Source organism: Streptococcus sp. 4886 (genome assembly GCF_013276485.1).
Classification (GTDB): Bacteria; Bacillota; Bacilli; order Lactobacillales; family Streptococcaceae; genus Streptococcus.
The window spans coordinates 106839-132179 of record NZ_VMLD01000007.1 but is presented as its reverse complement, the minus strand read 5'-3'; the positions used below and the strand labels follow the sequence as shown (position 1 = coordinate 132179).

Below are 25341 nucleotides of genomic sequence, written 5' to 3'. Positions count from 1 at the left end.
CCTTTCAAAAGCCAAAAGGGTTGGAATTTTTTTCCAACCTAATTGATACTATTCATTAAATTTTTTAGACATTAAAGCGGAATTCCATGATATCGCCGTCTTGGACGATATATTCTTTTCCTTCTTCACGCAAACGTCCAGCTTCTTTTACGGCCTTTTCAGATCCATATTTCACCAAATCATCGTATGACATGGTTACTGCACGAATAAAACCTTTTTCAAAGTCTGAGTGGATAATACCAGCTGCTTGAGGAGCCTTCATACCACGTTTGAAGGTCCAAGCGCGAACCTCTTTTTCACCAGCTGTGAAGTAAGTTCCCAGTCCAAGCAAATGGTAAGCTGCACGAGTCAACTTATCAACGCCTGATTCTGTCAAACCAAGTGCTTCAAGAAACTCTTGCTTGTCTTCATCGTCTAACTCAGAAATTTCTTCCTCAGCACGCGCAGAAATAACGACTACTTCAGCATTTTCTGTCGCTGCAAATTCACGAATTTGTTTAACATAGTCGATAGAGTCAGGTTCTGAAACCACATCCTCGTCTACATTAGCAACATAGAGCACTGGTTTAGTCGTTAACAGGAAGAGACCTTTGACAACCTTTTGTTCCTCATCTGTAAATTCAATAGTTCGAGCTGATTTTCCATCTTCAAGGACTGGTTTAATCTTTTGAAGAACATTGAATTCTGCTACTGATTCTTTATCTTTTTGCGTACGTGCCATCTTTTCTACACGCGCATATCGTTTGTTCACTGATTCTAAGTCAGCAAGAATCAATTCCAGATTAATTGTATCAATATCTGCAAGTGGATCTACAAAGGCGTCTTCACGTCCTTGCTCGCGCATCACATTTTCATCATCAAAAGCACGAACTACGTGAACAATCGCATCTACTTCACGAATATTGGCTAAGAATTTATTCCCTAGCCCTTCTCCTTTTGAAGCTCCTTTTACAATCCCTGCAATATCTGTAAATTCAAATGTTGTTGGCACTGTCTTTTTAGGAGTAATCATTTCAGTCAATTTTTGTAGACGTTCATCTGGAACTTCCACCATTCCAACATTTGGATCAATAGTCGCAAATGGGTAGTTTGCTGCCTCTGCTCCTGCTTTTGTAATTGCATTAAATAGTGTTGATTTACCAACGTTTGGCAAACCAACGATACCTGCTGTTAAAGCCATATTTTCTCGTTCTCCGTTTTCATTTCAATCCCTAATATTATAACACAAAAAGGGAAAACTTGCTAACCCTCTAACTAAGGGTTCTCAGTCAATAATTTTATTCATTTTTCGCTCAAAATCATAGCGCCCCATCATGACAACATGCTCACAATTACTGCATTTTATTTTGATATCTGCTCCTACACGTGTAATTTCCCAACGATTAGCTTTTTTTCCTGTTGACTTGATAGTACAAGCATGTGGTTTTTTCATCTCAACAAAATTTCCAACTTGATACATACTACTCTCCTTTTCTTTTTCGATTATATCATAAAAGAGGCGAGCCAGGCTCAACCTCTTTCACTTAATTTGTACGAACTGGTGTGATAAGTTGCATGAAGTCCTCGTCAGTATCTGCTGGCACAAGAGTAAATGGACGAACAGCTGAGATAAAGCTAATGGTCACCTTTTCGCTATTTAAAGCTTTAAGAGAATCAATCAAGTAAGTTGGGTTGAAACTAATGGTCAAATCTTCACCTGTAACCTGATCAGTATCGATTTCTTCGTTTACTTTACCAACCTCTGGAGAGTGAACATGGGCGCTAACAATCCCATCTTTAATTTCAAGTTTCACAGTACCATTTTGAGTCGCACTTGATAAAAGACGAGCACGCTCCATTGACTGGCGTAAGTTTACCACATCAAAAGTAATAGTAGTGTTAAAGTCTGTTGGAATCAAGCGATCTGTATCAGGATAGTTTCCTTCTAGGAGACGAGTATAGAAGCTAATATTTTCGCTTCTAAAGAGGATTTGGTTATTGGCAAAGAAAATCTCTACAGTTTCAATATCATCTGTAAATACCGCTGAAAATTCGCGTAGAGAACGGCTCGGAATGACAACATCAAAATCATCACTATTTTTTTCAAGAGTCAATTTTTTCTGGCTTAGACGATGAGAGTCTGTTGCCACTGTTTTTAACTCTTTGTGTTGACTCAATACAAAATGAACACCTGTCAAAATTGGACGACTCTCTTGTGTACTTGCAGCAAAAGCTGTTTCATTGATAATTTTCTTGAGTAATTTTGTTTCAAGAACCAAAGGAGTGCTTGCTGAAATTTCTTGGATTCGTGGGTACTGTTCGCTATCTTTTCCTTTTAGGGTAATTTCTGATTTGCCACTGGTTAAAACAATTTGATTTTGTTCAATTTCTTTAAAATCAAGAGTTACATCAGGTAGACTAGATATCACATTGATGAAGAAAGAAGCTTCAAGAAGAATCGAACCTAAAGAAGTAATTAACAAACCAGCATCTTCATTTTTTTGAGAAATAAAATTTTCAATTGAAATCTGACCATTTGAACCAATTAAAGTAACACCTTCATTGGTCACGTCAATTTTGACTGTTGATAAAATAGGAATGGCATTTTTAGAGCTAATAGCTCTCTTAGTAATATTTAAGGCTTGTAGAAATAAATTTTTATTAATTGAAAAATGAATCATGGATTCTCCTTTATTTATTTTTAGTATTAGAAGGATAATAGTAATAATAGAGTCTGTGAAATCTGTGGAAAACAGACTAAAAGTAAGGCATACCAAGTTTTTTAGCTTGTTTAAAAAATGTGGATAAAAAAGATAAAAAAGCGAAAGTTATCCACAAGTTATTTGATTTTCTTTTTGATTGATTCAATTTCTAAGCGTAAATTATCGTCTTCATCAATCAAAGATTTAATTTTAGCATGGGCATGAATAACTGTTGTGTGATCTTTACCACCAAATTCCTTCCCAATTTTTGGAAGACTATTATCTGTTAGTTCTCTAGATAAATACATGGCTACTTGACGGGCTAACACAATATTTTGAAGGCGTCTACTTCCTTTCATTTCTTTGACGCTGACACCATAAAAGTTACCAACTTCATTTTGGATTTTGTCAATTGGGATGACGAGCATTTGGCTAACATCTTGTTTGCGAGCTCTAATAGCTTCTGCAGCAATATCAATAGTGATATCCTTGATTTTTTTTACTCGGGCAATTAAAGTGATGTCGTTGATAGCTCCCTCAAGATCTCGAACATTTGAATCAAATTGCCCAGCTAGGTATTCTAGAGTATCACTTTGGAAATTGTAGCCTAAATGTTCCGTTTTACTTTGTAAAATGGCAATACGTGTTTCAAAGTCAGGGGGTGTGATAGTTTGTGTCAATCCCCAACTAAAGCGCGTGACAAGCCTTTCTTCGAGCCCTTCTAAATGTTTTGGACTACGATCACTGGTTAGGACAATCTGTTTTTGCTTGTCATGAAGGGCGTTAAAGGTATTGAAAAATTCTTCCTGAGTTGCGACTTTTTTTCCACTGAGTGACTGGATATCATCGATTAACAAAAGATCAAGACTACGATAGGTTTTTTTAAACTTTTCCATTTCACCAAGTCTTAGGTGATCAAGAAAGTCATTAATAAAGCTTTCAGCGGGTATGTATTTAACACGCGCATTCGGAATATTTTTTAGAATTTCATTTCCAATAGCGTTTAACAGGTGAGTCTTACCAAGCCCAGGTCCTCCATAGATAAAAAGAGGATTATAGGTCAAGGCCAAATCTTCAGAGACAGCCAAAGCGGCTGATACTGCCCAAACATTTCCATCCCCTTGAATAAAATTATCAAAGGTATACTTTTCTTTTAATCCCGTATCCGAATAAGGAATAGATGCTAACTTTGGACTATAGTCATAAAGAGTTGAATTTGTAGCTTCTTCAACTTGTGAGATAGCCGTATCTTGAGGTTTAGTGAAAATATAGTGAGGAGTAATCTCAGCATCATAAATTTCAAATCCAGCAACTACAATAATATCTTTTAGTTGTTTTTCCCAGACCATTTCCATTTCAGATCGTGGTAAAAATATAGTGGCAACATTTTCCTCTACCTTGATGAGTTCAGCTTGAATAGCATAGAAATCATACATGGATCGAGTCAGTCTTTCTTGAGCAAATTCTAATATACGATTCCAAAATTGTTTTTCTTTCAATCCTTTCTCCTCCTTTACTATTTAAAAGTTTAATACTAGACCTATTTTACCATAGATAGTAAGAATTTTCCACAAGCTGTGAAAAATAATCCACAATGTTATCAAGTTTTATCCACAGGTTGGGGATAAAGTCAGAAACTATTGATTTATTAAGCTTTTTATCGAAAAAAATAGTGGATAACCTTGTGAGATAAAAAAATAAAAGAACAGCCTTATTTCAGGCTGTTGATAATTCTACTATATTCTTCTTGATTTGAAAAAGAAATAATGATTTTTCCACTATCTTTTTTAGATAGTTTAATTTCTACATCTAATCCGAGTAGTTTTTTTAACTGTTCTTCTTCATTTTGTATGAAATGATCATTTTTTTGCTGTTTCTTTTGTTTTTTCTCTGTCAGAAGAGCTTCTAATTTCCTTACAGAAATATCTTCTTCTATAACCCGTTGAAAGAAATAGTCTTGTTGTTCCTTATTCAATCCAACTAGCGAACGAGCATGTGCTTGTGATAGTTTGCCATTTTCTACTTCTGAAAGGATAGCATCTGGTAAGGAAAGCAAACGAATGGAGTTGCTGATATATGGACGAGACTTTCCCATTTTATCTGCAATTTCAGCATGGGTAAATCCTTTCTCTACAAGAGATTCATAGGCACGTGCTTCTTCTATTGGATTCAAATTTTCTCTCTGTAAATTTTCAATGATGGACTGGACCATCATCTCTTGGTCTGAAAGCTGTTTAACAACAGCGGGGATAGACCTTAGACCAGCTAAAAGTGAAGCCCGATAGCGTCTCTCTCCTGCAAGGATTTCATAACCAATAACAGGAGATTGACGAACAATAATCGGTTGAATGACTCCATTTTCTTTGATAGACTGTGCTAGTTCATCTAGTTTTTCTCTATCAAATTCTTTTCGGGGTTGATAGGGATTTTTTTGTATATCTGTGATAGAAATCATTTCAAATTTTTCCATGATTCTACACTAACACATCTTTTCTATTATGTAAAGTTTTCTTTACATAGATGTCAATTAAGATTCTAAATCACCTGAACTCTTGTCAAGCTTAATAGATGTAGTTTCTTCTTTACCGTTACGATAGTAAGTGATCTTAATGGTGTCTCCGATAGAATGATTGTAAAGAGCACTTTGTAAGTCTGTTGATGAAGCAATATCTTTATCATCCACTTTTGTAATCACATCGTATTTTTCGAGGTGACCATTGGCAGGCATATTACTTTGTACAGAACGAACAACTACGCCAGATGTAACATTACTTGGAATATTGAGTCTTCTGATGTCGCTTGTACTTATATTAGATAAATTAACCATCTGAATTCCCAAAGCTGGACGCGTCACTTTTCCGTTTTTTTCTAACTGTTCAATAATATTGATAGCGTCATTTGCAGGAATTGCGAAACCAAGTCCTTCTACAGATGTTCCTCCATTTGTGGCAATTTTACTTGAGGTAATTCCGATAACCTGTCCTTGAATATTGATCAGTGGGCCACCAGAGTTACCTGGGTTAATAGCAGTATCAGTTTGGATGGCTTTTGTAGAAATGGCTTGTCCATCTTCAGATTTTAAGGATACATTTCGATTGAGACTAGATACGATACCTTGAGTGACAGTATTTGCATATTCAGAACCTAACGGGCTACCAATGGCAATAGCAGTTTCTCCTACGGTTAACTTGCTAGAATCACCAAACTCAGCTACTGTTGTAACTTTTTCTGAAGAGATTTTGACGACAGCAATATCAGAGAAAGTGTCAGCTCCGACGATTTCTCCAGGTACTTTAGTTCCATCTGACAATCGAATATCTACTTTGCTGGCGCCATTTATAACGTGATTGTTGGTGACGATGTAAGCTTCTTTATCATTCTTTTTATAAATAACTCCAGATCCTTCACTAGAGATTTGCTGAGAATCTGTGTCAGTATCATCATTGCCAAATACGCTATTTTGTCTATTTGCTGAATAAGTAATAACAGAAACAACAGCATCTTTTACTTTGTTAACAGCCTGTGTTGTTGAATTTTCGTTCTTATAGGCAGTCTGTGTGATAGTGCTATTGTTGTTAGAGTTGCTTACACTACTTTTTTGAGTTAGTTGAGCTATTGAAAAACTACCCAAGGCTCCACTAAAAAAGCTAATGACGATAACGACTAATAATTGAAACCCTTTTTTGTAAAATGTTTTTAAATGTTTCATATTTGCCTCCATATTTTTGAATTACTGAAAGTATAAACTGACTAGCTTAATTATAACTTAAACACAAAAAGTTTTACACAAACTGTGGATAACTCTTTTAAAACTGTGATTTTCTCAATTGAAATCTATTTTTTATTTTGTGAATAAGATGTGAAAAAATAGAGAATATGTTAGAATAGAGTCATGAAAATTAAAGTTGTAACAGTTGGGAAACTGAAAGAAAAGTATTTAAAAGATGGTATCGCGGAGTATTCAAAACGAATTTCTCGATTTGCTAAACTTGAAATGATTGAGCTAGCAGATGAAAAAACACCAGATAAGGCCAGTGAGTCAGAAAATCAAAAGATTTTAGAAATAGAAGGTCAGAGAATTTTATCAAAAGTTGGTGACCGTGATTTTGTTATTGTGTTAGCCATTGAAGGGAAAACTTTCTCCTCGGAAGAATTTAGTAAGAATTTAGAAGAAGCTTCTATAAAAGGATTTTCTACTCTTACCTTTATCATTGGAGGGAGTTTAGGATTATCATCAGCTGTAAAAAAGAGAGCCAATCTTTCTGTCAGCTTTGGCCGTTTAACCTTGCCCCATCAGTTAATGAGACTAGTTCTTGTTGAACAAATCTATCGCGCTTTTACGATTCAGCAGGGATCACCCTATCATAAATAGAGAATTGACTTTTAATTGAATTTTTGGTAGAATAATTGTGTTAGGTCTCATAGCTCAGCTGGATAGAGCATTCGCCTTCTAAGCGAACGGTCGCAGGTTCGAATCCTGCTGGGATCAATATAGTAGCAAAGCTGGGAATTTTCCCGGCTTTTTTCTTAAAAAAGTACACTTGGGGAGAAAAAAATGACAGTTGAGAGAATTTTATCTAAAATGAAATTCCATTTTGTATAATGGTTTTTGTAAGTTAGCTTACAAGAAAAAAACATTTTAGGAGATTTTATTATGAAAAACACAGTTAAATTGGAACAGTTTGTAGCCTTGAAGGAAAAAGACTTGCAAAATATTAAAGGTGGAGAAAGTAGGATTTCAGACATCCTCCTTGATTTTCTTTTCCAACGAAAAAAGTAATGAAATAAGGAGAAAGAGTAATGAATTTACTTGGATTTGGGACAGTTATTGGTCATTTTTTAATTATTAGTCAAAGTTACCGTTTAATTTGTAAAGGTCAAATAAATAGAAAAGAGCTATACGTTTTTGGTGCTTATACATTACTAGTAGAAGTAGTACTTGAACTTTCCTTTTATCTTCTAAATTTGGATGGGTTAGGGACTGCAACATTTTTACTTCCTTTGGGCTTATATTCCTATTTTCGATGGATGAAACAGTATGAGAGGGATAGAGGACTATTTCTAAGTTTACTACTATCTCTTTTATATGAGAGCACTCATAACTTTCTGTCCGTAACTTTCTCCTCTATAACAGGAGACAATTTTGTTTTACAATATTATTACCCATTCTTTTTCGTTGTAACGGTATTGACCTATGTCGTTATCGTAACAATCATTCATTATTTCCATCTAGAACTAAACTATTTTGATAAGGACTACCTTTATCCCTTCTTGAAAAAAGTATTTTTTGCTTTACTACTGCTCCATACTGCATCTTTCGTTTCAGATATGGTAAGTACGATTAAACATTTGAATAGTTTTGGAAGTATTTTGTCATCTATTGTCTTTATCTCTCTCCTTTTGACCTTCTTTGCAATGAATTCGCATAAAGAACAAATAGAAAAAGAGATTGCGTTGAAGCAGAAGAAATTTGAACAGAAACATTTACAGAATTATACAGATGAAATTGTCGGTCTGTATAATGAAATTCGTGGTTTTCGACATGATTATGCTGGGATGCTTGTCAGTATGCATATGGCAATTGACAGTGGTAATTTACAGGAAATTGACAGAGTTTACAACGAAGTTTTGGTTAAAGCTAATCATAAACTGCGTTCAGATAAGTACACTTACTTTGATTTGAACAACATAGAAGATTCAGCTTTACGAAGTTTGGTTGCTCAGTCCATTGTCTATGCTCGAAATAATGGTGTAGAGTTTACACTGGAAGTAAAAGATACGATTACCAAGCTCCCAATTGAACTATTGGATTTGGTTCGTATTATGAGCGTTTTATTGAATAATGCTGTCGAAGGATCGGCTGATAGTTATAAAAAGCAGATGGAAGTGGCAGTTATTAAGATGGAAACTGAAACAGTGATTGTGATTCAGAATTCATGTAAAATGACGATGACTCCTTCAGGAGATCTATTTGCCTTAGGATTCTCCACTAAGGGAAGAAATCGCGGAGTCGGCCTAAATAATGTGAAAGAACTACTAGATAAGTACAACAATATTATTTTAGAAACAGAGATGGAAGGCAGTACATTTAGACAAATTATTAGATTTAAGAGGGAATTTGAATGAAAGTTTTAATTTTAGAGGATGTTATTGAACATCAAGTGAGACTAGAAAGAATATTGGATGAAATTTCGAAAGAATCGAATATTCCAATATCATACAAGACAACAGGAAAAGTCCGTGAATTTGAAGAATACATTGAAAATGATGAAGTAAATCAGCTTTATTTCCTAGATATCGATATTCATGGAATTGAGAAAAAGGGATTTGAAGTGGCTCAGCTCATTCGTCATTACAATCCTTACGCTATTATCGTCTTTATCACCAGTAGATCAGAGTTTGCGACTTTGACCTATAAATATCAAGTATCAGCCCTAGATTTTGTTGATAAGGATATCAATGATGAGATGTTTAAGAAGAGAATTGAGCAAAATATCTTCTACACGAAGAGTATGTTACTTGAAAATGAAGATGTTGTAGATTATTTTGACTACAATTATAAGGGAAATGATTTAAAAATCCCTTACCATGATATTTTGTATATTGAGACAACAGGAGTCTCTCATAAATTGCGCATTATTGGTAAGAATTTTGCCAAAGAGTTTTACGGTACCATGACAGATATTCAGGAAAAGGACAAACATACTCAGCGATTTTATTCTCCTCATAAGTCATTTTTGGTAAATATAGGCAATATCAGAGAAATTGATCGAAAGAATCTAGAAGTTGTTTTCTATGAAGACCATCGCTGTCCTATTTCGAGGTTAAAAATTAGAAAGTTAAAAGATATTTTAGAGAAAAAATCTCAAAAGTGATTGACAATTAGTAAGAAATTGATATAATGGTTATATCTGCTACAGATAGAAGGTCCGTTGGTCAAGGGGTTAAGACACCGCCTTTTCACGGCGGTAACACGGGTTCGAATCCCGTACGGACTATTTTATCCGCCATAGCTCAGTTGGTAGTAGCGCATGACTGTTAATCATGATGTCGTAGGTTCGAGTCCTACTGGCGGAGTATAGATAAAAGGGAACACAACTGTGTTCCTCTTTTTGTATCAATTTGTATCACCAAGCATCATCATAAGGAAGTCTGTTATTTCTTGAGGACTTTCTTTTTTTCCGTGTGCAATCCAAGTTTGACAAACACCAAAAAGTGCATGAGTTAGATAGATGCTACTATATTCTAATTCAGTGGTATTTAGATTTAGTTGCATAAAGCGTTTTTGTAAATCCGTACTAAGCATGATATGAAGTTTATTTCGTAAGAAATTTTGGATTTCTTTAGTCCCATTTTCAGAAAGAAGGGCAGCCAGAAGTGGTTCTGATTCTAGATATTCAAATACTTCTAAAATAGCATCTCTTTTGTGATGAGCATGTTTTTGAAAAATATATTCAAATGTATGAAATAGCTTACTTTGATAGTGCTCGATCATATCATACTTATCCTTATAGTGCGTATAGAAGCTGGAACGACTAATTCCGGCTTTTTCTGCTAACTTGACAGTAGAAATTTGATCAAATGGCTGTTCCATCAGTAATTGTACCATAGCATTTTCAATAGTTCGCTTTGTTTTTAAGCGTTTGTTACTTTCTTTCATATTTCCTCCTTGTAAACAAATTAGACTATATGTCTAAAAATGGATTTTTTATCTTGTAATTTAGATTTTTTATTGTATAATCTATTATATCAAAATTTTAGACAATATGTTTAAAAAAGGAGAAACTATGTTTAAAGAATGGAAAGCAATTTTTAAAAAACCAACCTTTATTATTGTCATGATAGGGATTTCTCTTATTCCAGCTCTGTACAATATCATATTTTTGTCCTCAATGTGGGATCCATATGGTCAATTGTCTGACTTACCTGTGGCAGTTGTCAATCATGATAAAGATGCTTCCTATAATGGTAATAGCATGTCTATAGGAAAAGACATGGTGACCAATTTAAAAGAAAATAAAACCTTGGATTTTCATTTTGTAGATGAAGAGGAAGGAAAGAAGGGATTGGAAGATGGCGATTACTATATGGTAGTGACTTTACCAAGTGATTTATCTGAAAAAGCAGCTTCTATTTTAACGGATCATCCAGAGCAAATGCAAATCGATTATCAGACTTCAAGTGGTCATAGTTTTATTGCCAGCAAGATGAGTGATTCTGCAATGACACAATTAAAGCAGAGTGTTTCTACCAATGTAACCGAGACCTATACTAAAGCTTTATTCAACAAAATGGTCAATTTAAAGGATGGTATGAGTCAAGCAGCTTCTGGTAGTGAAAAATTAACTGATGGAGTGAATCAGTTAGTGACAGGAAGTCAAACATTAACTACTAACCTACACTCTTTAGCAGCTTCAAGTTTAACCTTTTCAAATGGAACGGAGCAGTTTACTAAAGGATTATCTGCTTATGTTTCTGGTGTTGAACAACTTCATCTTGGCTTAGGAAATTTTAATAGTGGTTTAGTTACATATACTGGTGCAGTGAGTCAATTAGATAGCGGATTAGGTCAATTATCTTCTAAAAGTCCTGAATTAGTAAGAGGAATCAATCAGTTATATACTGGTGTAGAATCCTATACTGGCGGTGTTTCTCAGCTTAATGCTGGTCTTAATCAATTTTCATCTGGTGTTAGTGCCTACACCAATGGAGTGGGAAATCTTGCAACAGGTGCTAATCAGTTATCCAATCAATCAGCTACACTTCGAATGGGTATGGAGCAATTAAGTGAAGGAATTCAACAACTTTCTAGCAAGTTAGATGCTTCGTCTGGGAAAAAAGATCAAATTAATCAATTATCTTCTGGTCTGAATCAGTTAAATCAAGTTATTCAAAATATTGATGTTGGAGATACAAAACAATTAGATTCTGTTTTATCAAGTATAGCATCTCTTTCTAATCAAATGTTAGCAAGTGCTCAGTCTGAAAAAGCAACTACATTAGCCAATATTCAATCGACAGCAGCTTATCAATCATTGACAAGTGAGCAACAAGCTGAGATAAGTGCTTCTGTATCTCAAAATTCGACTGATAGTATTCAATCAGCACAGTCAATTGTAGCTTTAGTTCAAGGTTTACAAGGAAGTTTAGAAAACTTACAAAATCAATCTTCTAATCTTTCGACTTTAAAAAATCAAGCTAATCAAGTATTACCGCTTGCTTCTACTTCTTTGACAGGATTGACAAGTGGATTAACAGAGATACAAGGAGCTGTTGCTAGCAAATTAGTTCCTGCCAGTCAGTCGATTACATCGGGTGTAAATGCATATACTGCAGGTGTTGATAAAGTTTCTCAAGGCGCAAGTCAACTAAGTGAAAAGAATTCCACCTTGACAGGTAGTCTGGATCAACTAGTTTCAGGCTCAACTACCTTGACACAAAAATCTTCTAACTTGACAGCAGGAGTTGGTCAATTAGTTGAAAAAACTCCAGAATTAGTATCTGGTATTGAAAAATTATCAACTGGCTCTAACCAATTGAATCAAAAGAGTCAAGAATTGATAGCAGGAATTGATAAATTACAATCAGGATCTGGGAAATTAGCAGACAAATCCAGTCAGTTACTTTCAGGTGCTTCTCAATTAGAGAATGGAGCTAATAAATTGGCAGATGGATCTGGGAAACTAGCAGAAGGTGGAACAAAGTTAACTTCTGGATTGGAAGGTTTACAGACAGGAGCTGCTTCTTTAGGACAAGGACTAAGTAATGCTAGTGATCAACTCAAGTCAGCATCAACAGAATCTAAAAATGCAGAGATTTTGTCAAATCCTCTCAGTCTATCCAAAACTGACAATGACCAAGTTCCTGTAAATGGAATTGCAATGGCTCCTTATATGATATCAGTTGCTCTCTTTGTTGCAGCAATATCAACGAATATGATCTTTGCGAAGTTGCCTTCAGGACGTCATCCAGAGAGCCGTTGGGCTTGGTTGAAATCTCGAGCAGAAATAAATGGTATTATAGCTGTTTTAGCAGGAATTTTGGTATATGGAGGAGTTCATCTTATTGGTTTAACTGCAAATCATGAGATGAGAACATTTATTCTCATTATCCTAACAAGTTTAGTATTCATGTCCATGGTGACCGCTTTAACAACATGGAATAGTCGTATAGGAGCTTTCTTTTCTCTTATCTTGCTTTTATTACAGTTAGCATCAAGTGCAGGTACTTATCCACTTGCCTTGACAAATGATTTCTTTAGAGCTATTAATCCCTGGTTACCAATGAGTTATTCAGTTTCGGGATTACGACAAACAATCTCTATGACAGGAAATATTCATCATCAAGTTATTTTCCTTGCCGTTATATTAGTACTATTTATTTGTTTAGGTATGCTAGCCTATCAACCTAAGAAAATGGAAGAAGATTAAAAAAATCGACCAACTGGTCGATTTTTTTATGTCTTAGATGATTTTCGTTTGTGATTATAGATTCCAAATAGTAAAAGAGAAGTAAAGGAACAGATTGCTCCAGTAATAAAACCATTGGGAATAAAGGAAAGTGTAATAGTTCCTTTTCCCTTAGGAACGTCAACTTTCATAAAGCCAGTTTGAGCTTGTTTCATTTCTATTTTCTTATCATCTTGGTAGGCAGACCAACCTTTGTCATAAGGAATAGTGAAAAAAATAGATGTATCTTGTTGGACATCATATGTAGCAAAAACATTGTTTTTAGAAGTTGATACTGTGACAGGTTGTTCTTTAATTTTTTGAATTGCCTCAGTTAAAGTTTGGGTATCTAAACGGTAGAAGGTAGGAGATTCAAATGATACTTGTGAATTTCCAGGGAAACTAACATGAATATTAAAAGTTTTTGTATCTTTTGTATAGCCTAGATTAAAGAAGGAGAAGACATTATCAGTTGTAAAAGTTTTCTTTTTTCCATTGACAAGGATGTCAACCTTCTTTTGTTTGTCATTAGAAAAGTGAAGGTTTGTGAAAGAAAGATAAACTTGGCTGTTTTCTGGCACTTCAATTTGATACTGTATTGATGCATCCTCATTTGAAGAACTTGTGACACTAGTCAAATCATTAGTATTTTCAGTTTTTTCATAGGGGATTGGAGAAAAATAATCAAAATCGACGTTAGCAAGTTGATTTAAAAACGAGGCCTGATTATCCAAAGTGTGTTCATTGAACTTGACATCATTGTAAACAGATTGACTAGCAAATGCAATCGGAAGGGAGTATTGATTTTCATATAGGGTAAGATTATCTTTTTGATATACATCTTGGAAACCATACTTATCAATAGGGTTTTCTGAGATATTGTACTGGATGCCAAATAAACTATCAGCCAAAATACTATTATTTGCATAGCGTAGATTGAGATTAGTCCCAGAGGATTTAAACCCAAGTTTATCCAAAGTAGAGCTTGCTGAACGATTTCGAACAGATGAAAATTGAGAGATTCCATTGTAGTTGAATTTCATACTGTCATTTCCTGTTTGAGTTTCTAGTTTCTCACTACGAGTAAATTGATTTCCAATATATGTTGAGAAAGATTCCATAGCTGGGATATCTCGATTATATGAACTTCGAGAAGCAAAACCCCATTCTTTAGCAATTCCGTCTATTTGAGATGAAGCATTTAAACTCATTTCAACCATTATAAATAAAGAGATTAGAATGGCAAATAGATTTACAGAGATAAACTTTTTGATAACTGCAAGGAGTAAAAGCGAATAGACAACCAAAAATTCAAGAGTAAGCAGAATATTCAAATCTGTTAAAAAAGAATAATGTGATTTTAGATATATGGTAGCTAAAAATCCTGTTACTATAAGAAAAAGCGAAACTAAAAAATTCCAGATTTTAATTTCTTTCAGACGATTTAAGACTTCCGCTGCTGTGTAAATTAACAAGGTAGAGAAAATCCAAGCATAGCGATGTAAAAACATGTTTGGAGTATGCATGCCTTGCCAAAATAAATCAAGAGCTTCTATATAAAAGCTAGCAATTAGAAATTCAAAGAAGATTGCATAGATAAGTTTCACGTGAAACTTAATGGATTTCAGCGTAAAAAATAAAATGGTCAAAATAAAGGGAAGTAGTCCTACAAAAATCATTGGAATAGCCCCATACTTTGTTGTATCAAAGGAACCGATGAATTGCTTAGCAAAGAGATCAAGATACCAGCTACTTTCAGTTTGAAACTTTGTAACTTCAGTCAATTTTTCCCCATGTGTCTGTAAATCAAACAGAGTAGGAAGAGTCAGAATCAAACTAGCCATACCAGCTAAAAAGGAGATAACTATGAAATCAAGAACAGATGATTTTCGAGTCTTAAAGTCCCACGAAATTTGACAGAGATACCAGAAAATAAGAAACAATACTGTCATATATCCAAAATAATAATTTTGAATAAACAAAATTGACAGACTTGTAAAGTACAATAGGAATTTCTTTTCAGTTATCAGCAGATGTAAACCAGTTATAATTAAAGGAATCAAGATAAAAACATCTAGCCAGGTTTTTATCTCTAATTGACTGACAGTGAAACTCATCAGAGCATAGGAAGTAGATAAAGCTAGTTTTAAAGGCTTAGGAATCGATTGAAATAATTTATTTAAACTAAAGTAAGTTGACAGTCCAATCAATCCAAATTTTAAGAGAGTTGTCAGATAGACAGTATCTGGCATATTCATTAGATCAAAAAAGTAAACTAGAGGTGAAAGGAAACTTCCCAAGTAATAACTAGATAGGGCATAGAAATTTAATCCGAGGCCACTTGTAAAGGTGTAAAACAGACTACCATTTCCATGTAGGATATTTCGTAAAGCTACATCAAAAATAACGTATTGATGAAAACCATCTCCTAATAGAGGAGAGTTGTCGCTATTCCAGTAGATACCTTGAGATAGGTATACTCCTATCATAATGATTATGGGAATGATGAAAGAAACAAAATAGGTCCAATATGTTTTAAAAAATAATTTCATGTTACCTCATAAAATGTTAGAAAACTCAGCTGGTTAACCCAACTGAGTTTTGAAGTTTTATTTAGTCTTTCCAAAGTTCTTTAACTTTTGCTTGTACTTCTGCATTTTCTAGGAATTCATCGTAGGTTTCATCGATACGGTCGATGACGCCATTTTTAGACAAGACAATGATATGGTTAGCCAAAGTTTGAATAAACTCGTGGTCATGGCTGGCAAAGATGATTGATTCTTTAAAGTTTTTCAATCCATCATTCAAGCTTGAGATAGATTCCAAGTCCAAGTGATTTGTTGGATCATCGAGGACAAGGACATTTGATTTTAAGAGCATGAGTTTTGAAAGCATGACACGAACTTTTTCTCCCCCTGACAAGACGTTGACAGGTTTGTTAACCTCATCTCCAGAGAAGAGCATACGGCCAAGGAAGCCACGTAGGAAAGTATTGTCATCTTCTTCTTTACTTGCGAATTGACGCAACCAGTCAAGGATTGACTCTCCCCCTGCAAAATCGGCCGAGTTATCTTTTGGCAAGTAAGAACGGCTAGTAGTAACTCCCCACTTGACAGTTCCTTCATAGTCAATGTCTCCCATGATTGCACGAATCAATGCAGTCGTTTGGATATCATTTTGTCCAATAAGCGCTGTTTTATCACCTGGACGCAAAATAAAGCTGATATTATCTAAAATAGTCTCACCATCAATCTTTACAGTTAGATTTTCTACTGTCAAGAGATCATTACCAATCTCACGCTCCGCTTTAAAGTTGATAAATGGATATTTACGACTAGATGGTACAATTTCTTCAAGTTCAATCTTATCAAGCATTTTCTTACGTGATGTTGCTTGTCTTGATTTAGAAGCATTAGCAGAGAAACGAGCAACGAACTCTTGCAATTGTTTAATTTTTTCTTCTGCTTTGGCATTACGGTCTGCTAGCAATTTAGCAGCGAGTTCAGAAGATTCCTTCCAGAAGTCATAGTTTCCGACATAGAGTTTGATTTTTCCGAAGTCAAGGTCGGCCATGTGAGTACATACTTTGTTTAAGAAGTGACGGTCGTGGGATACTACGATAACTGTGTTATCAAAGTCAATCAAGAAGTCTTCTAACCAAGTAATCGATTGGATATCCAAACCGTTGGTAGGCTCGTCCAAAAGAAGAACATCAGGTTTACCAAAAAGTGCTTTGGCAAGGAGAACCTTTACTTTCTCACCGTTGGCCAATTCGCTCATGTTTTGGTAGTGTAATTCTTCTGGAATGTTTAGGTTTTGAAGGAGTTGAGAGGCTTCGCTTTCTGCTTCCCAGCCTCCAAGCTCAGCAAACTCTCCTTCGAGTTCGGCAGCACGAACCCCGTCCTCGTCTGAGAAATCTTCCTTCATGTAGATAGCATCTTTCTCTTTCATGATGCTATAAAGTTTTTCATTTCCCATGATAACGACATCAATGGCACGTTCATCTTCATAGTCAAAGTGATTTTGACGGAGAACAGAGAGACGCTCATCTGGACCAAGAGAGATGTGACCAGTAGTAGGTTCGATATCTCCAGCTAAAATTTTTAAAAAGGTTGATTTTCCGGCACCATTAGCACCGATTAATCCATAAGTATTTCCTTCTGTAAATTTGATATTGACATCATCAAAAAGTTTGCGATCACTAAAACGTAGTGAAACATCAGATACTGTAAGCAATGTTTTTCTCCTATATGTGTAATATATTTTATGTGTAATATATTTATTCTACTAGAAAATACGGAAATATTCAAATTTTTATCTGTCAATTTTGTGTAAATTATATTTACATTATACTTTACACAAATCCGTGAATAGTAAGGTTGATTTATTTTGATAAATTGCGGTTATTTCATTAAAAAAATGCTATAATTGAAGGGACTATATCGAAGGAGAACAAAATGACTAAACCCATTATTTTAACAGGAGACCGTCCAACAGGAAAATTGCATATTGGACATTATGTTGGAAGTCTCAAAAATCGAGTATTATTACAGGAAGAGGATAAGTATGATATGTTTGTGTTCTTGGCTGACCAACAAGCCTTGACAGATCATGCCAAAGATCCTCAAACCATTGTAGAGTCTATCGGAAATGTGGCTTTGGATTACCTTGCAGTTGGATTGGATCCAAGTAAGTCAACTATTTTTATTCAAAGCCAGATTCCAGAGTTGGCTGAGTTGTCTATGTATTATATGAATCTGGTTTCATTAGCACGTCTGGAGCGTAATCCAACTGTCAAGACAGAAATTGCTCAGAAAGGATTTGGAGAAAGCATTCCGACAGGATTCTTGGTCTATCCAATAGCTCAAGCAGCTGACATCACAGCTTTCAAAGCTGATTATGTTCCTGTTGGGACAGATCAGAAGCCAATGATTGAGCAAACTCGTGAAATTGTTCGTTCTTTTAACAATGCATATAACTGTGATGTCTTGGTAGAACCGGAAGGTATTTATCCAGAAAATGAGAGAGCGGGTCGTTTACCTGGTTTAGATGGAAATGCTAAAATGTCTAAATCCCTTAATAATGGTATTTATTTAGCTGATGATGCGGATACTTTGCGTAAAAAAGTAATGAGTATGTATACAGATCCAGATCATATTCGAGTGGAAGATCCAGGTAAGATTGAGGGAAATATGGTTTTCCATTATCTAGATGTTTTTGGTCGCCCAGAAGATGCTCAAGAAATTGCTGACATGAAAGAACATTATCAACGAGGTGGTCTTGGTGATGTGAAGACCAAGCGTTATCTACTTGAAATACTAGAACGTGAACTGGGTCCTATTCGTGAGCGCCGTATCGAATTTGCTAAGGATATGGGAGAAGTTTATAATATGCTTCAAAAAGGTAGTGAAAGAGCGCGTGAAGTTGCGGGTCAAACCCTATCTGAGGTTAAAGGGGCAATGGGACTTCATTACTTTAACTAAGTTTATTTTATAAGAAACTATCATTTCTATCTCAAAGAAAAGATAGTTTTTTATTTACCCCTGTAACATTTGACAAATTTTTATAGAATGGTATGATAGATACAATATAAAAAGAGTCAAGCTCAAAAAGAAAGAAAAGAGGAAACTTCGAATGTCTAATTGGGACACTAAATTTTTGAAAAAAGGTTTTACCTTTGATGATGTATTGCTTATTCCAGCTGAAAGTCATGTGTTGCCTAACGATGCAGATTTAACAACTAAATTGGCAGATAATCTGACTTTAAATATCCCAATTATTACCGCTGCCATGGACACAGTTACAGAGAGTCAAATGGCCATTGCTATTGCTCGTGCAGGTGGTCTCGGAGTTATCCATAAAAACATGTCAATTGCTCAACAAGCAGACGAGGTTCGTAAGGTAAAACGTTCTGAAAATGGGGTTATTATTGATCCGTTCTTCTTGACGCCTGAACATACAATTGCTGAAGCAGATGAGCTTATGGGTCGTTACCGCATCAGTGGTGTTCCAGTTGTTGAAACACTTGAAAATCGTAAATTGGTTGGTATTTTGACAAACCGAGATCTTCGTTTTATTTCAGATTATAATCAACCAATTTCAAACCATATGACTAGTGAAAATCTTGTGACTGCTCCTGTGGGTACAGATCTTGCAATAGCTGAGAGCATTCTTCAAGAACACCGTATTGAAAAGCTTCCGTTGGTAGATGAAGAAGGTCGTCTTTCTGGTTTGATTACTATCAAAGATATTGAAAAGGTTATTGAGTTTCCAAATGCTGCTAAAGATGAGTTTGGTCGTCTACTAGTTGCAGGTGCAGTAGGTGTTACTTCAGATACCTTTGAACGTGCAGAGGCGCTTTTTGAGGCAGGGGCGGATGCGATTGTTATTGATACTGCACATGGTCATTCTGCAGGTGTCTTGCGTAAAATTGCTGAGATTCGTGCTCACTTCCCAGATCGTACTTTGATTGCTGGAAATATTGCAACTGCTGAAGGTGCACGTGCCCTTTATGAAGCAGGTGTAGATGTTGTCAAGGTTGGTATTGGACCAGGTTCTATCTGTACTACTCGAGTAATTGCTGGTGTTGGTGTTCCGCAAGTAACAGCTATCTACGATGCTGCAGCTGTTGCGCGTGAATATGGTAAGACTATCATTGCTGACGGTGGAATCAAGTATTCTGGAGATATTGTAAAAGCACTTGCGGCTGGTGGAAATGCTGTTATGCTTGGATCAATGTTTGCTGGAACAGACGAAGCACCAGGTGAAACTGAAATCTTCCAAGGACGTAAGTTCAAGACTTACCGTGGTATGGGATCAATTGCTGCTATGAAAAAAGGCTCAAGCGATCGTTACTTCCAAGGTTCTGTTAATGAAGCAAACAAACTTGTTCCAGAAGGAATTGAAGGTCGTGTTGCTTATAAAGGTGCGGCAGCTGATATTGTCTTCCAAATGATTGGCGGTATTCGCTCTGGTATGGGTTACTGTGGTGCAGCTAACCTTAAAGAACTACACGATAATGCTCAATTTATTGAAATGTCTGGTGCTGGTTTGAAAGAAAGCCACCCTCACGATGTACAAATTACTAATGAGGCGCCAAATTATTCTATGTAAAAGAAATGAAAAGAACTCCTGCAAAAACAGGAGTTCTTTTACAATGTTGTCAAGTTTTATTTACAATAACTTTACCATCTTGAATAGTGAAAATACTTAGATTTTCTGGTAGATTTTGAAGATGATCTAAGCTTGTTGTCGTGATAAAGGTTTGGATTGACTGAGAAATCGTTTCTAATAATTTTAGTTGTCTAGTGTTGTCAAGTTCGCTCATAACATCGTCAAGCAGTAATATTGGAGATTCTGTAGTGATGCTTTCCATTAATTCGATTTCTGCTAATTTTATCGAGAGGACGAGACTACGATGTTGACCTTGACTTCCAAAACTAGCATCCATCCCATTTATATAAAAAGAAATATCATCTCGATGAGGACCAACACCAGTATTTCTTTTAAATAAATCTCTAGATTTACTTTTTTCTAAAGCGATTTTGAAAGATTCAGATAAGTCTTCCTTGTCAGTTATCTTTACAGAAGATTGATAGGATATTGACAACTCTTCAATCTGATTAGAAAGTTCAAAATGTTTCTTATGGCCAAAATGTTCTAGTTTTTTTATGAAATCTAAGCGGTGATTCATCACACGACATCCATAATCAACTAGCTGATCATCCAACACTGAAAGGAAGGTTTCATCTATTGTTTGAGCTGATTTTAGATAAGTGTTTCTTTGTTTTAGGATGTGATTATAATTGGTTAAATCTGATAAATAGATTGGCTTAATTTGCCCAAGCTCCATATCAATAAATTTTCGTCGAACCGAAGGTGCTCCCTTAATTAGTTGTAAATCTTCAGGAGCAAATAAGACAACATTCATGTGTCCTACATAATCTGAAAGTCGTGCCTGTTTTAAGTGATTAACTTTTGTCACACGCCCTTTTTGTGTTAGTTCAATTTCGAGAGGAATAGATCCCGTTTTTTTCTGAACAAGACCTGAAAGATGAAGTTGTTCCTCATCAAAATGAATGAGATTTTTATCTGTTCGAGTTCGATGGCTACGTGTTAAGGCTAAAAAATAGATAGCCTCTAACATATTTGTTTTACCTTGTGCATTACGTCCTAAAAAGACATTTAATTTAGGATTAAAGTCTATTTTCGTCTCTTTGTAGTTACGAAAAGTTTTGAGAGATAGGTGTTGTAGCCACATGATTATCTACCAGGGAATCGCGGAGCTTGTTTGCTTTTGGGTGATGAAGTAGGTTTTGATTTATCTTTTTTTACTCCTTTATTCATCTCCTTAACAAGTTTAGCGATTCGTTCTTTTTCAACTTTATCAGCTTGATATTCATCTTGCTCCTCAGAAGTAGGTTGTGTCAACAAGATGTCAATATTCATGTCAGGGATGTCAACTTTATCACCAATACGAAGTTTTTTACCGCGACGACTCTCTAATTCCCCATTAAAGTAAACAGAATGTTCAGAGAGAAAGGATTTGATAGCTCCTCCGCTATGTGTAATTCCAAGTTCTTTGAGTAGTGCTTGGAGGGTAATAAATTCTTCAAATAATTTGTATTCCATAATTCACCTCAATCTTTGGTATTATACCATATTTTCCTAAAAATAGTGAGAGAAACAGGGAGAAATGTAAGCGATTTTTATTTCAAAACTGTTACAGAGAACAAGAAAATTTCAGGTTTTCGTGATATAATAGAAGTCTGTATATAAGGAGGTGAATCATGGAGTTAGTGTATGGAATTTCAACACATTTTATCCAATCAAAGAAATTTAAAACGAACAAAATTACCGTGCGTTTTACAGCTCCATTATCCCTCGATACGATTGCAGGTCGCATGTTGAGTGCGAGTATGCTAGAGACTGCTAATCTGATGTACCCTACTTCTCAAGCTTTGAGGAGACACTTGGCCAGTCTATACGGTACAGATATGTCAACCAATTGTTTCAGAAGAGGGCAAAGTCATATTGTAGAATTGACATTTACCTATGTTCGTGATGAGTTTTTAAGTAGGAAAAATGTGCTAACTTCTCAGGTTTTGGAACTTGTAAAAGAAACTCTTTTTTCACCCGTAGTAGTTGATAATGGGTTTGATCCAGCCTTATTTGAAATTGAGAAAAAACAATTGCTAGCAAGTTTAGCAGCAGATATGGATGATTCTTTTTATTTTTCACATAAAGAATTAGACAAATTATTTTTTCATGACGAACGTCTCCAATTGGAGTATAGTGATTTACGAAATCGTATTTTAGCTGAAACTCCACAAAGTTCTTATTCTTGTTTCCAAGAATTTTTGGCCAATGATCGAATAGATTTCTTTTTCCTAGGTGACTTTAATGAGGTTGAAATTCAAAATGTATTAGAATCATTTGGCTTTAAAGGTCGAGAAGTAGATGTGAAGATTCAATATTGCCAACCTTATTCCAATATCTTGCAAGAAGGCATGGTTAGGAAAAATGTGGGACAGTCTATTTTAGAGTTGGGATATCATTGCCCTTCTGAATATGGTGATGAGCAACATTTACCCATGATTGTAATGAATGGTTTACTTGGTGGATTTGCTCACTCTAAACTATTTACAAATGTCCGTGAAAATGCTGGATTGGCTTATACTATTTCAAGTCAGCTTGATTTATTTAGTGGATTTTTGAGGATGTATGCTGGTATCAATCGAGAAAATAGGAATCAGGCTCGAAAAATGATGAATAATCAATTACTTGATTTTAAAAAAGGTTATTTTACAGAGCTTGAGCTAGAGCAGACCAAGGAAATGATTCGTCGGTCTTTGTTGCTTTCTCAAGATAATCAAGGTTCATTGATTGAACGTGCTTATCAAAATGCCTTACTTGGAAAATCTTCAGCAGACTTTAAAGGTTGGATTGCAAAACTCGAGCAAGTTGACAAAGATGATATTTGTAGAGCAGCTAATAATGTGAAACTACAAGCGATTTACTTTATGGAAGGAATAGAATGACAAAGGTTGTTTTTGAAGAAAAATACTATCCAGCTGTAAAAGAAATGGTTTATCGAACTCGTTTGTCGAATGGATTGACAGTTGCTCTTTTGCCTAAAAAGGAATTTAAAGAGGTTTACGGGAGTGTAACTGTCCAGTTTGGTTCGGTAGATACGCTTGTCACAGAAGTTGACGGAGATGTAAAACAATATCCTGCGGGAATTGCTCATTTTCTTGAACATAAATTATTTGAAAGAGAAGATGCTAGCGATTTGATGTCTGCTTTTACGAGTCTAGGTGCAGATAGTAATGCCTTTACAAGCTTTACAAAAACAAACTATCTTTTTTCAGCAACGGATTATCTCTTAGAGAATTTAGACTTACTTGATGAATTGGTAACATCAGCACACTTTACTGAAGATTCCATTTTGAGAGAGCAGGATATTATCCAGCAAGAACGAGAAATGTATCAAGATGATCCAGATTCGTGTTTATTCTTTTCAACCTTAGCGAATTTATATCCTGGCACACCTTTAGCAACGGATATAGTTGGAAGTGAGGAGTCCATTTCCCAAATCCATCTAACGAATTTGCAAGAAAATTTTACAAAGTTTTACAAACCTGTAAACATGTCTCTGTTTTTAGTTGGCAATTTTGATGTGGATCAAGTACAGGACTATTTTGAAAGAAAAGAATTGAAAGATTTAGATGTTCAGGAAGTAGCAAGAGAAAAGTTGCTTTTACAAGATGTAAAACCAACAGATAGTATGAGAATGGAAGTATCTTCTCCCAAACTAGCGATTGGAGTTAGAGGTAAGCGAGAAGTTGCTGAGGCGGATTGCTATCGACATCATATTTTATTAAAATTATTGTTTGCAATGATGTTTGGTTGGACTTCGGATCGTTTTCAAAAATGTTATGAATCAGGTAAATTAGATGCTTCCCTATCTCTTGAAATTGAAGTAACAAGTCGCTTTCATTTTGTCATGTTGACAATGGATACGAAAGAGCCAGTTGCTTTGTCTCATCAATTCAGGAAGGCTATTCGTAATTTTACAAAGGATTTAGATATTACAGAGGAACATTTAGATATTATCAAAAGAGAGATGTTTGGCGAATTTTTCAGTAGCATGAACTCTCTTGAATTTATTGCAACGCAATATGATGCTTTTGAACATGGTGAGACAATTTTTGACTTACCAAAGATTTTACAGGAAATTACTTTAGAGGATGTCCTTGAAGCAGGACATCACTTAATAGATGAAGGGGATATAGTTGATTTTACAATATTCCCATCGTAGTAACCTATCATAATAGATACTAGAAAGAAGGGATGACAAGTATGAGGAAAAAAACAATTGGTGAGGTTTTACGATTAGCTAGAATCAATCAGGGATTGAGTTTAGATGAATTGCAGAAAAAGACAGAAATCCAGTTAGATATGTTGGAAGCAATGGAAGCAGACGATTTCGATCAACTTCCAAGTCCTTTTTACACGCGTTCTTTCTTGAGAAAATATGCATGGGCTGTTGAGTTAGATGACCAAATTGTCTTGGATGCTTATGATTCTGGGAGTATGATTACTTATGAGGAAGTAGATGTTGATGAAGACGAGTTGACAGGTCGTAGACGTTCAAGTAAGAAAAAGAAGAAAAAAACATCCTTTTTACCTTTATTTTATTTTATCCTTTTTGCCTTATCTATTTTAATTTTTGTGACCTATTATGTTTGGAACTATATTCAAACCCAACCAGAGGGGCCTTCTCTTTCTAATTACAGTGTGGTTCAATCAACAAGTTCGATAAGTTCAACTAGCTCTGTTCCCCACTCCTCAAGTAGTAGTTCATCTAGTAGTTCTTCTAGTATAGAATCAGCTATAAGTGTATCAGGTGAAGGAAATCATGTAGAAATCGCTTATAAGACAAGTAAGGAAACAGTTAAACTGCAATTGGCAGTTTCAGATGTTACAAGTTGGGTCAGCGTTTCAGAAAGCGAACTTGAGGGCGGTGTAACCTTATCACCGGATAATAAAAGTGCAGAAGCAACAGTTGCAACTAAAAGTCCTGTAACCATTACGTTAGGTGTTGTAAAAGGTGTTACTTTGACAGTAGATAATCAGACTGTTGATTTGTCGAAGTTAACAGCGCAGACTGGGCAAATCACTGTAACCTTTACTAAAAATTAAGGAAAAAC

21 protein-coding genes and 3 tRNA genes are annotated in these 25341 nt (G+C 35.3%); 13 read left to right on the top strand and 11 right to left on the bottom strand.

Annotated features, from left to right (window positions below):
- Positions 1–64: 64 nt before the first annotated feature.
- The 6 genes from ychF to HT679_RS03360 form a co-directional block, all read right to left on the bottom strand.
- Positions 65–1180 (bottom strand): redox-regulated ATPase YchF, encoded by a 1116-nt coding sequence (gene ychF, locus HT679_RS03385; RefSeq protein WP_001218712.1) that lies wholly within the window; start codon positions 1178–1180, stop codon positions 65–67.
- An 84-nt stretch (positions 1181–1264) separates the two neighbouring features.
- Positions 1265–1459 carry a DUF951 family protein gene (locus tag HT679_RS03380; RefSeq protein ID WP_000285191.1) on the bottom strand — a complete coding sequence of 65 codons (195 nt, stop codon included), beginning with the start codon at positions 1457–1459 and terminating at the stop codon, positions 1265–1267.
- 64 nt (positions 1460–1523) lie between these two features.
- Positions 1524–2660, bottom strand: coding sequence for a DNA polymerase III subunit beta (gene dnaN, locus HT679_RS03375; RefSeq protein ID WP_050209154.1), 1137 nt, complete (start codon positions 2658–2660; stop codon positions 1524–1526).
- A gap of 158 nt (positions 2661–2818) precedes the next feature.
- On the bottom strand, positions 2819–4180 hold the full coding sequence (gene dnaA, locus HT679_RS03370; RefSeq protein WP_023944973.1) for a chromosomal replication initiator protein DnaA: 1362 nt from the start codon (positions 4178–4180) through the stop codon (positions 2819–2821).
- A gap of 212 nt (positions 4181–4392) precedes the next feature.
- Positions 4393–5151, bottom strand: a complete 759-nt coding sequence (locus HT679_RS03365) for a ParB/RepB/Spo0J family partition protein (protein WP_173212977.1) — start codon at positions 5149–5151, stop codon at positions 4393–4395.
- 57 nt (positions 5152–5208) lie between these two features.
- Positions 5209–6390 (bottom strand): S1C family serine protease, encoded by a 1182-nt coding sequence (locus HT679_RS03360; protein WP_050242853.1) that lies wholly within the window; start codon positions 6388–6390, stop codon positions 5209–5211.
- A gap of 183 nt (positions 6391–6573) precedes the next feature.
- Here HT679_RS03360 and rlmH point away from each other — a divergent pair, with 183 nt between their 5' ends.
- From rlmH to HT679_RS03325, 7 genes are all read left to right on the top strand, one after another.
- Positions 6574–7053 (top strand): 23S rRNA (pseudouridine(1915)-N(3))-methyltransferase RlmH, encoded by a 480-nt coding sequence (gene rlmH / locus HT679_RS03355; protein ID WP_173212975.1) that lies wholly within the window; start codon positions 6574–6576, stop codon positions 7051–7053.
- A 43-nt stretch (positions 7054–7096) separates the two neighbouring features.
- Positions 7097–7170: transfer RNA gene (locus HT679_RS03350), tRNA-Arg, on the top strand.
- A 165-nt stretch (positions 7171–7335) separates the two neighbouring features.
- Positions 7336–7461 (top strand): competence-stimulating peptide ComC, encoded by a 126-nt coding sequence (comC, locus tag HT679_RS03345; RefSeq protein ID WP_173212972.1) that lies wholly within the window; start codon positions 7336–7338, stop codon positions 7459–7461.
- Positions 7462–7481: 20 nt separating this feature from the next.
- Positions 7482–8807, top strand: a complete 1326-nt coding sequence (gene comD / locus HT679_RS03340) for a competence system sensor histidine kinase ComD (protein ID WP_173212969.1) — start codon at positions 7482–7484, stop codon at positions 8805–8807.
- The gene (comE, locus tag HT679_RS03335) at positions 8804–9556 is read left to right on the top strand and encodes a competence system response regulator transcription factor ComE (RefSeq protein WP_000866069.1); all 753 of its coding nucleotides are present in this window, start codon (positions 8804–8806) and stop codon (positions 9554–9556) included. Before comD ends, comE begins: the two co-directional genes overlap by 4 nt.
- 51 nt (positions 9557–9607) lie before the next feature.
- A tRNA-Glu gene (locus HT679_RS03330) sits at positions 9608–9679 on the top strand.
- Positions 9680–9684: 5 nt separating this feature from the next.
- Positions 9685–9758 (top strand) — tRNA-Asn (locus tag HT679_RS03325).
- Positions 9759–9798: 40 nt separating this feature from the next.
- On the opposite strand, the gene HT679_RS03320 is transcribed toward HT679_RS03325, so the two are convergent.
- The gene (locus HT679_RS03320; protein ID WP_049511269.1) at positions 9799–10341 is read right to left on the bottom strand and encodes a TetR-like C-terminal domain-containing protein; all 543 of its coding nucleotides are present in this window, start codon (positions 10339–10341) and stop codon (positions 9799–9801) included.
- Positions 10342–10468: 127 nt separating this feature from the next.
- On the opposite strand from HT679_RS03320, the gene HT679_RS03315 reads away from it, so the two are divergent.
- Positions 10469–13111 (top strand): YhgE/Pip domain-containing protein, encoded by a 2643-nt coding sequence (locus HT679_RS03315; protein WP_100910940.1) that lies wholly within the window; start codon positions 10469–10471, stop codon positions 13109–13111.
- A gap of 26 nt (positions 13112–13137) precedes the next feature.
- On the opposite strand, the gene HT679_RS03310 is transcribed toward HT679_RS03315, so the two are convergent.
- Positions 13138–15681, bottom strand: coding sequence for a YfhO family protein (locus tag HT679_RS03310; protein WP_173212967.1), 2544 nt, complete (start codon positions 15679–15681; stop codon positions 13138–13140).
- A 61-nt stretch (positions 15682–15742) separates the two neighbouring features.
- Positions 15743–17365 carry an ATP-binding cassette domain-containing protein gene (locus tag HT679_RS03305; RefSeq protein WP_000958774.1) on the bottom strand — a complete coding sequence of 541 codons (1623 nt, stop codon included), beginning with the start codon at positions 17363–17365 and terminating at the stop codon, positions 15743–15745.
- A gap of 221 nt (positions 17366–17586) precedes the next feature.
- Here HT679_RS03305 and trpS point away from each other — a divergent pair, with 221 nt between their 5' ends.
- Both trpS and guaB read left to right on the top strand, forming a co-directional pair.
- A complete protein-coding gene (gene trpS, locus HT679_RS03300) occupies positions 17587–18612 on the top strand; it encodes a tryptophan--tRNA ligase (protein ID WP_000165450.1) in 1026 nt (341 codons plus the stop codon).
- Positions 18613–18763: 151 nt separating this feature from the next.
- The gene (guaB, locus tag HT679_RS03295; protein WP_000073402.1) at positions 18764–20242 is read left to right on the top strand and encodes an IMP dehydrogenase; all 1479 of its coding nucleotides are present in this window, start codon (positions 18764–18766) and stop codon (positions 20240–20242) included.
- Between the two features lie 49 nt (positions 20243–20291).
- Here the strand turns inward: guaB and recF are convergent, their stop codons facing one another.
- Together recF and yaaA are read right to left on the bottom strand one after the other, a co-directional pair.
- Positions 20292–21389, bottom strand: a complete 1098-nt coding sequence (recF, locus tag HT679_RS03290; RefSeq protein ID WP_173212964.1) for a DNA replication/repair protein RecF — start codon at positions 21387–21389, stop codon at positions 20292–20294.
- A gap of 2 nt (positions 21390–21391) precedes the next feature.
- Positions 21392–21760: a S4 domain-containing protein YaaA gene (yaaA, locus tag HT679_RS03285; RefSeq protein ID WP_000455897.1), complete on the bottom strand. Its 369-nt coding sequence runs from the start codon at positions 21758–21760 to the stop codon at positions 21392–21394.
- Positions 21761–21918: 158 nt separating this feature from the next.
- Between yaaA and HT679_RS03280 the strand changes: the two genes are divergently transcribed.
- From HT679_RS03280 to rodZ, 3 genes are read left to right on the top strand one after another with little or no spacing between them, the layout of a single operon-like run.
- On the top strand, positions 21919–23169 hold the full coding sequence (locus tag HT679_RS03280) for a pitrilysin family protein (RefSeq protein ID WP_173212962.1): 1251 nt from the start codon (positions 21919–21921) through the stop codon (positions 23167–23169).
- Entirely contained in the window at positions 23166–24449 is a 1284-nt protein-coding gene (locus HT679_RS03275) for a pitrilysin family protein (protein WP_173212960.1), read from the top strand. Before HT679_RS03280 ends, HT679_RS03275 begins: the two co-directional genes overlap by 4 nt.
- Before the next feature lie 41 nt (positions 24450–24490).
- Entirely contained in the window at positions 24491–25333 is an 843-nt protein-coding gene (gene rodZ / locus HT679_RS03270; protein WP_001227963.1) for a cytoskeleton protein RodZ, read from the top strand.
- The last annotated feature ends 8 nt before the right edge of the window (positions 25334–25341 follow it).

Excerpts from the sequence above, each read along its gene's own strand:
- ychF (WP_001218712.1), bottom strand. The coding sequence starts at position 1,180 with ATGGCTTTAACAGCAGGTATCGTTGGTTTGCCAAACGTTGGTAAATCA.
- HT679_RS03380 (WP_000285191.1), bottom strand. The coding sequence starts at position 1,459 with ATGTATCAAGTTGGAAATTTTGTTGAGATGAAAAAACCACATGCTTGT.
- dnaN (WP_050209154.1), bottom strand. The coding sequence starts at position 2,660 with ATGATTCATTTTTCAATTAATAAAAATTTATTTCTACAAGCCTTAAAT.
- HT679_RS03365 (WP_173212977.1), bottom strand. The coding sequence starts at position 5,151 with ATGGAAAAATTTGAAATGATTTCTATCACAGATATACAAAAAAATCCC.
- HT679_RS03360 (WP_050242853.1), bottom strand. The coding sequence starts at position 6,390 with ATGAAACATTTAAAAACATTTTACAAAAAAGGGTTTCAATTATTAGTC.
- rlmH (WP_173212975.1), top strand. The coding sequence starts at position 6,574 with ATGAAAATTAAAGTTGTAACAGTTGGGAAACTGAAAGAAAAGTATTTA.
- comC (WP_173212972.1), top strand. The coding sequence starts at position 7,336 with ATGAAAAACACAGTTAAATTGGAACAGTTTGTAGCCTTGAAGGAAAAA.
- comD (WP_173212969.1), top strand. The coding sequence starts at position 7,482 with ATGAATTTACTTGGATTTGGGACAGTTATTGGTCATTTTTTAATTATT.
- comE (WP_000866069.1), top strand. The coding sequence starts at position 8,804 with ATGAAAGTTTTAATTTTAGAGGATGTTATTGAACATCAAGTGAGACTA.
- HT679_RS03320 (WP_049511269.1), bottom strand. The coding sequence starts at position 10,341 with ATGAAAGAAAGTAACAAACGCTTAAAAACAAAGCGAACTATTGAAAAT.
- HT679_RS03315 (WP_100910940.1), top strand. The coding sequence starts at position 10,469 with ATGTTTAAAGAATGGAAAGCAATTTTTAAAAAACCAACCTTTATTATT.
- HT679_RS03310 (WP_173212967.1), bottom strand. The coding sequence starts at position 15,681 with ATGAAATTATTTTTTAAAACATATTGGACCTATTTTGTTTCTTTCATC.
- trpS (WP_000165450.1), top strand. The coding sequence starts at position 17,587 with ATGACTAAACCCATTATTTTAACAGGAGACCGTCCAACAGGAAAATTG.
- guaB (WP_000073402.1), top strand. The coding sequence starts at position 18,764 with ATGTCTAATTGGGACACTAAATTTTTGAAAAAAGGTTTTACCTTTGAT.
- recF (WP_173212964.1), bottom strand. The coding sequence starts at position 21,389 with ATGTGGCTACAACACCTATCTCTCAAAACTTTTCGTAACTACAAAGAG.
- yaaA (WP_000455897.1), bottom strand. The coding sequence starts at position 21,760 with ATGGAATACAAATTATTTGAAGAATTTATTACCCTCCAAGCACTACTC.
- HT679_RS03280 (WP_173212962.1), top strand. The coding sequence starts at position 21,919 with ATGGAGTTAGTGTATGGAATTTCAACACATTTTATCCAATCAAAGAAA.
- HT679_RS03275 (WP_173212960.1), top strand. The coding sequence starts at position 23,166 with ATGACAAAGGTTGTTTTTGAAGAAAAATACTATCCAGCTGTAAAAGAA.
- rodZ (WP_001227963.1), top strand. The coding sequence starts at position 24,491 with ATGAGGAAAAAAACAATTGGTGAGGTTTTACGATTAGCTAGAATCAAT.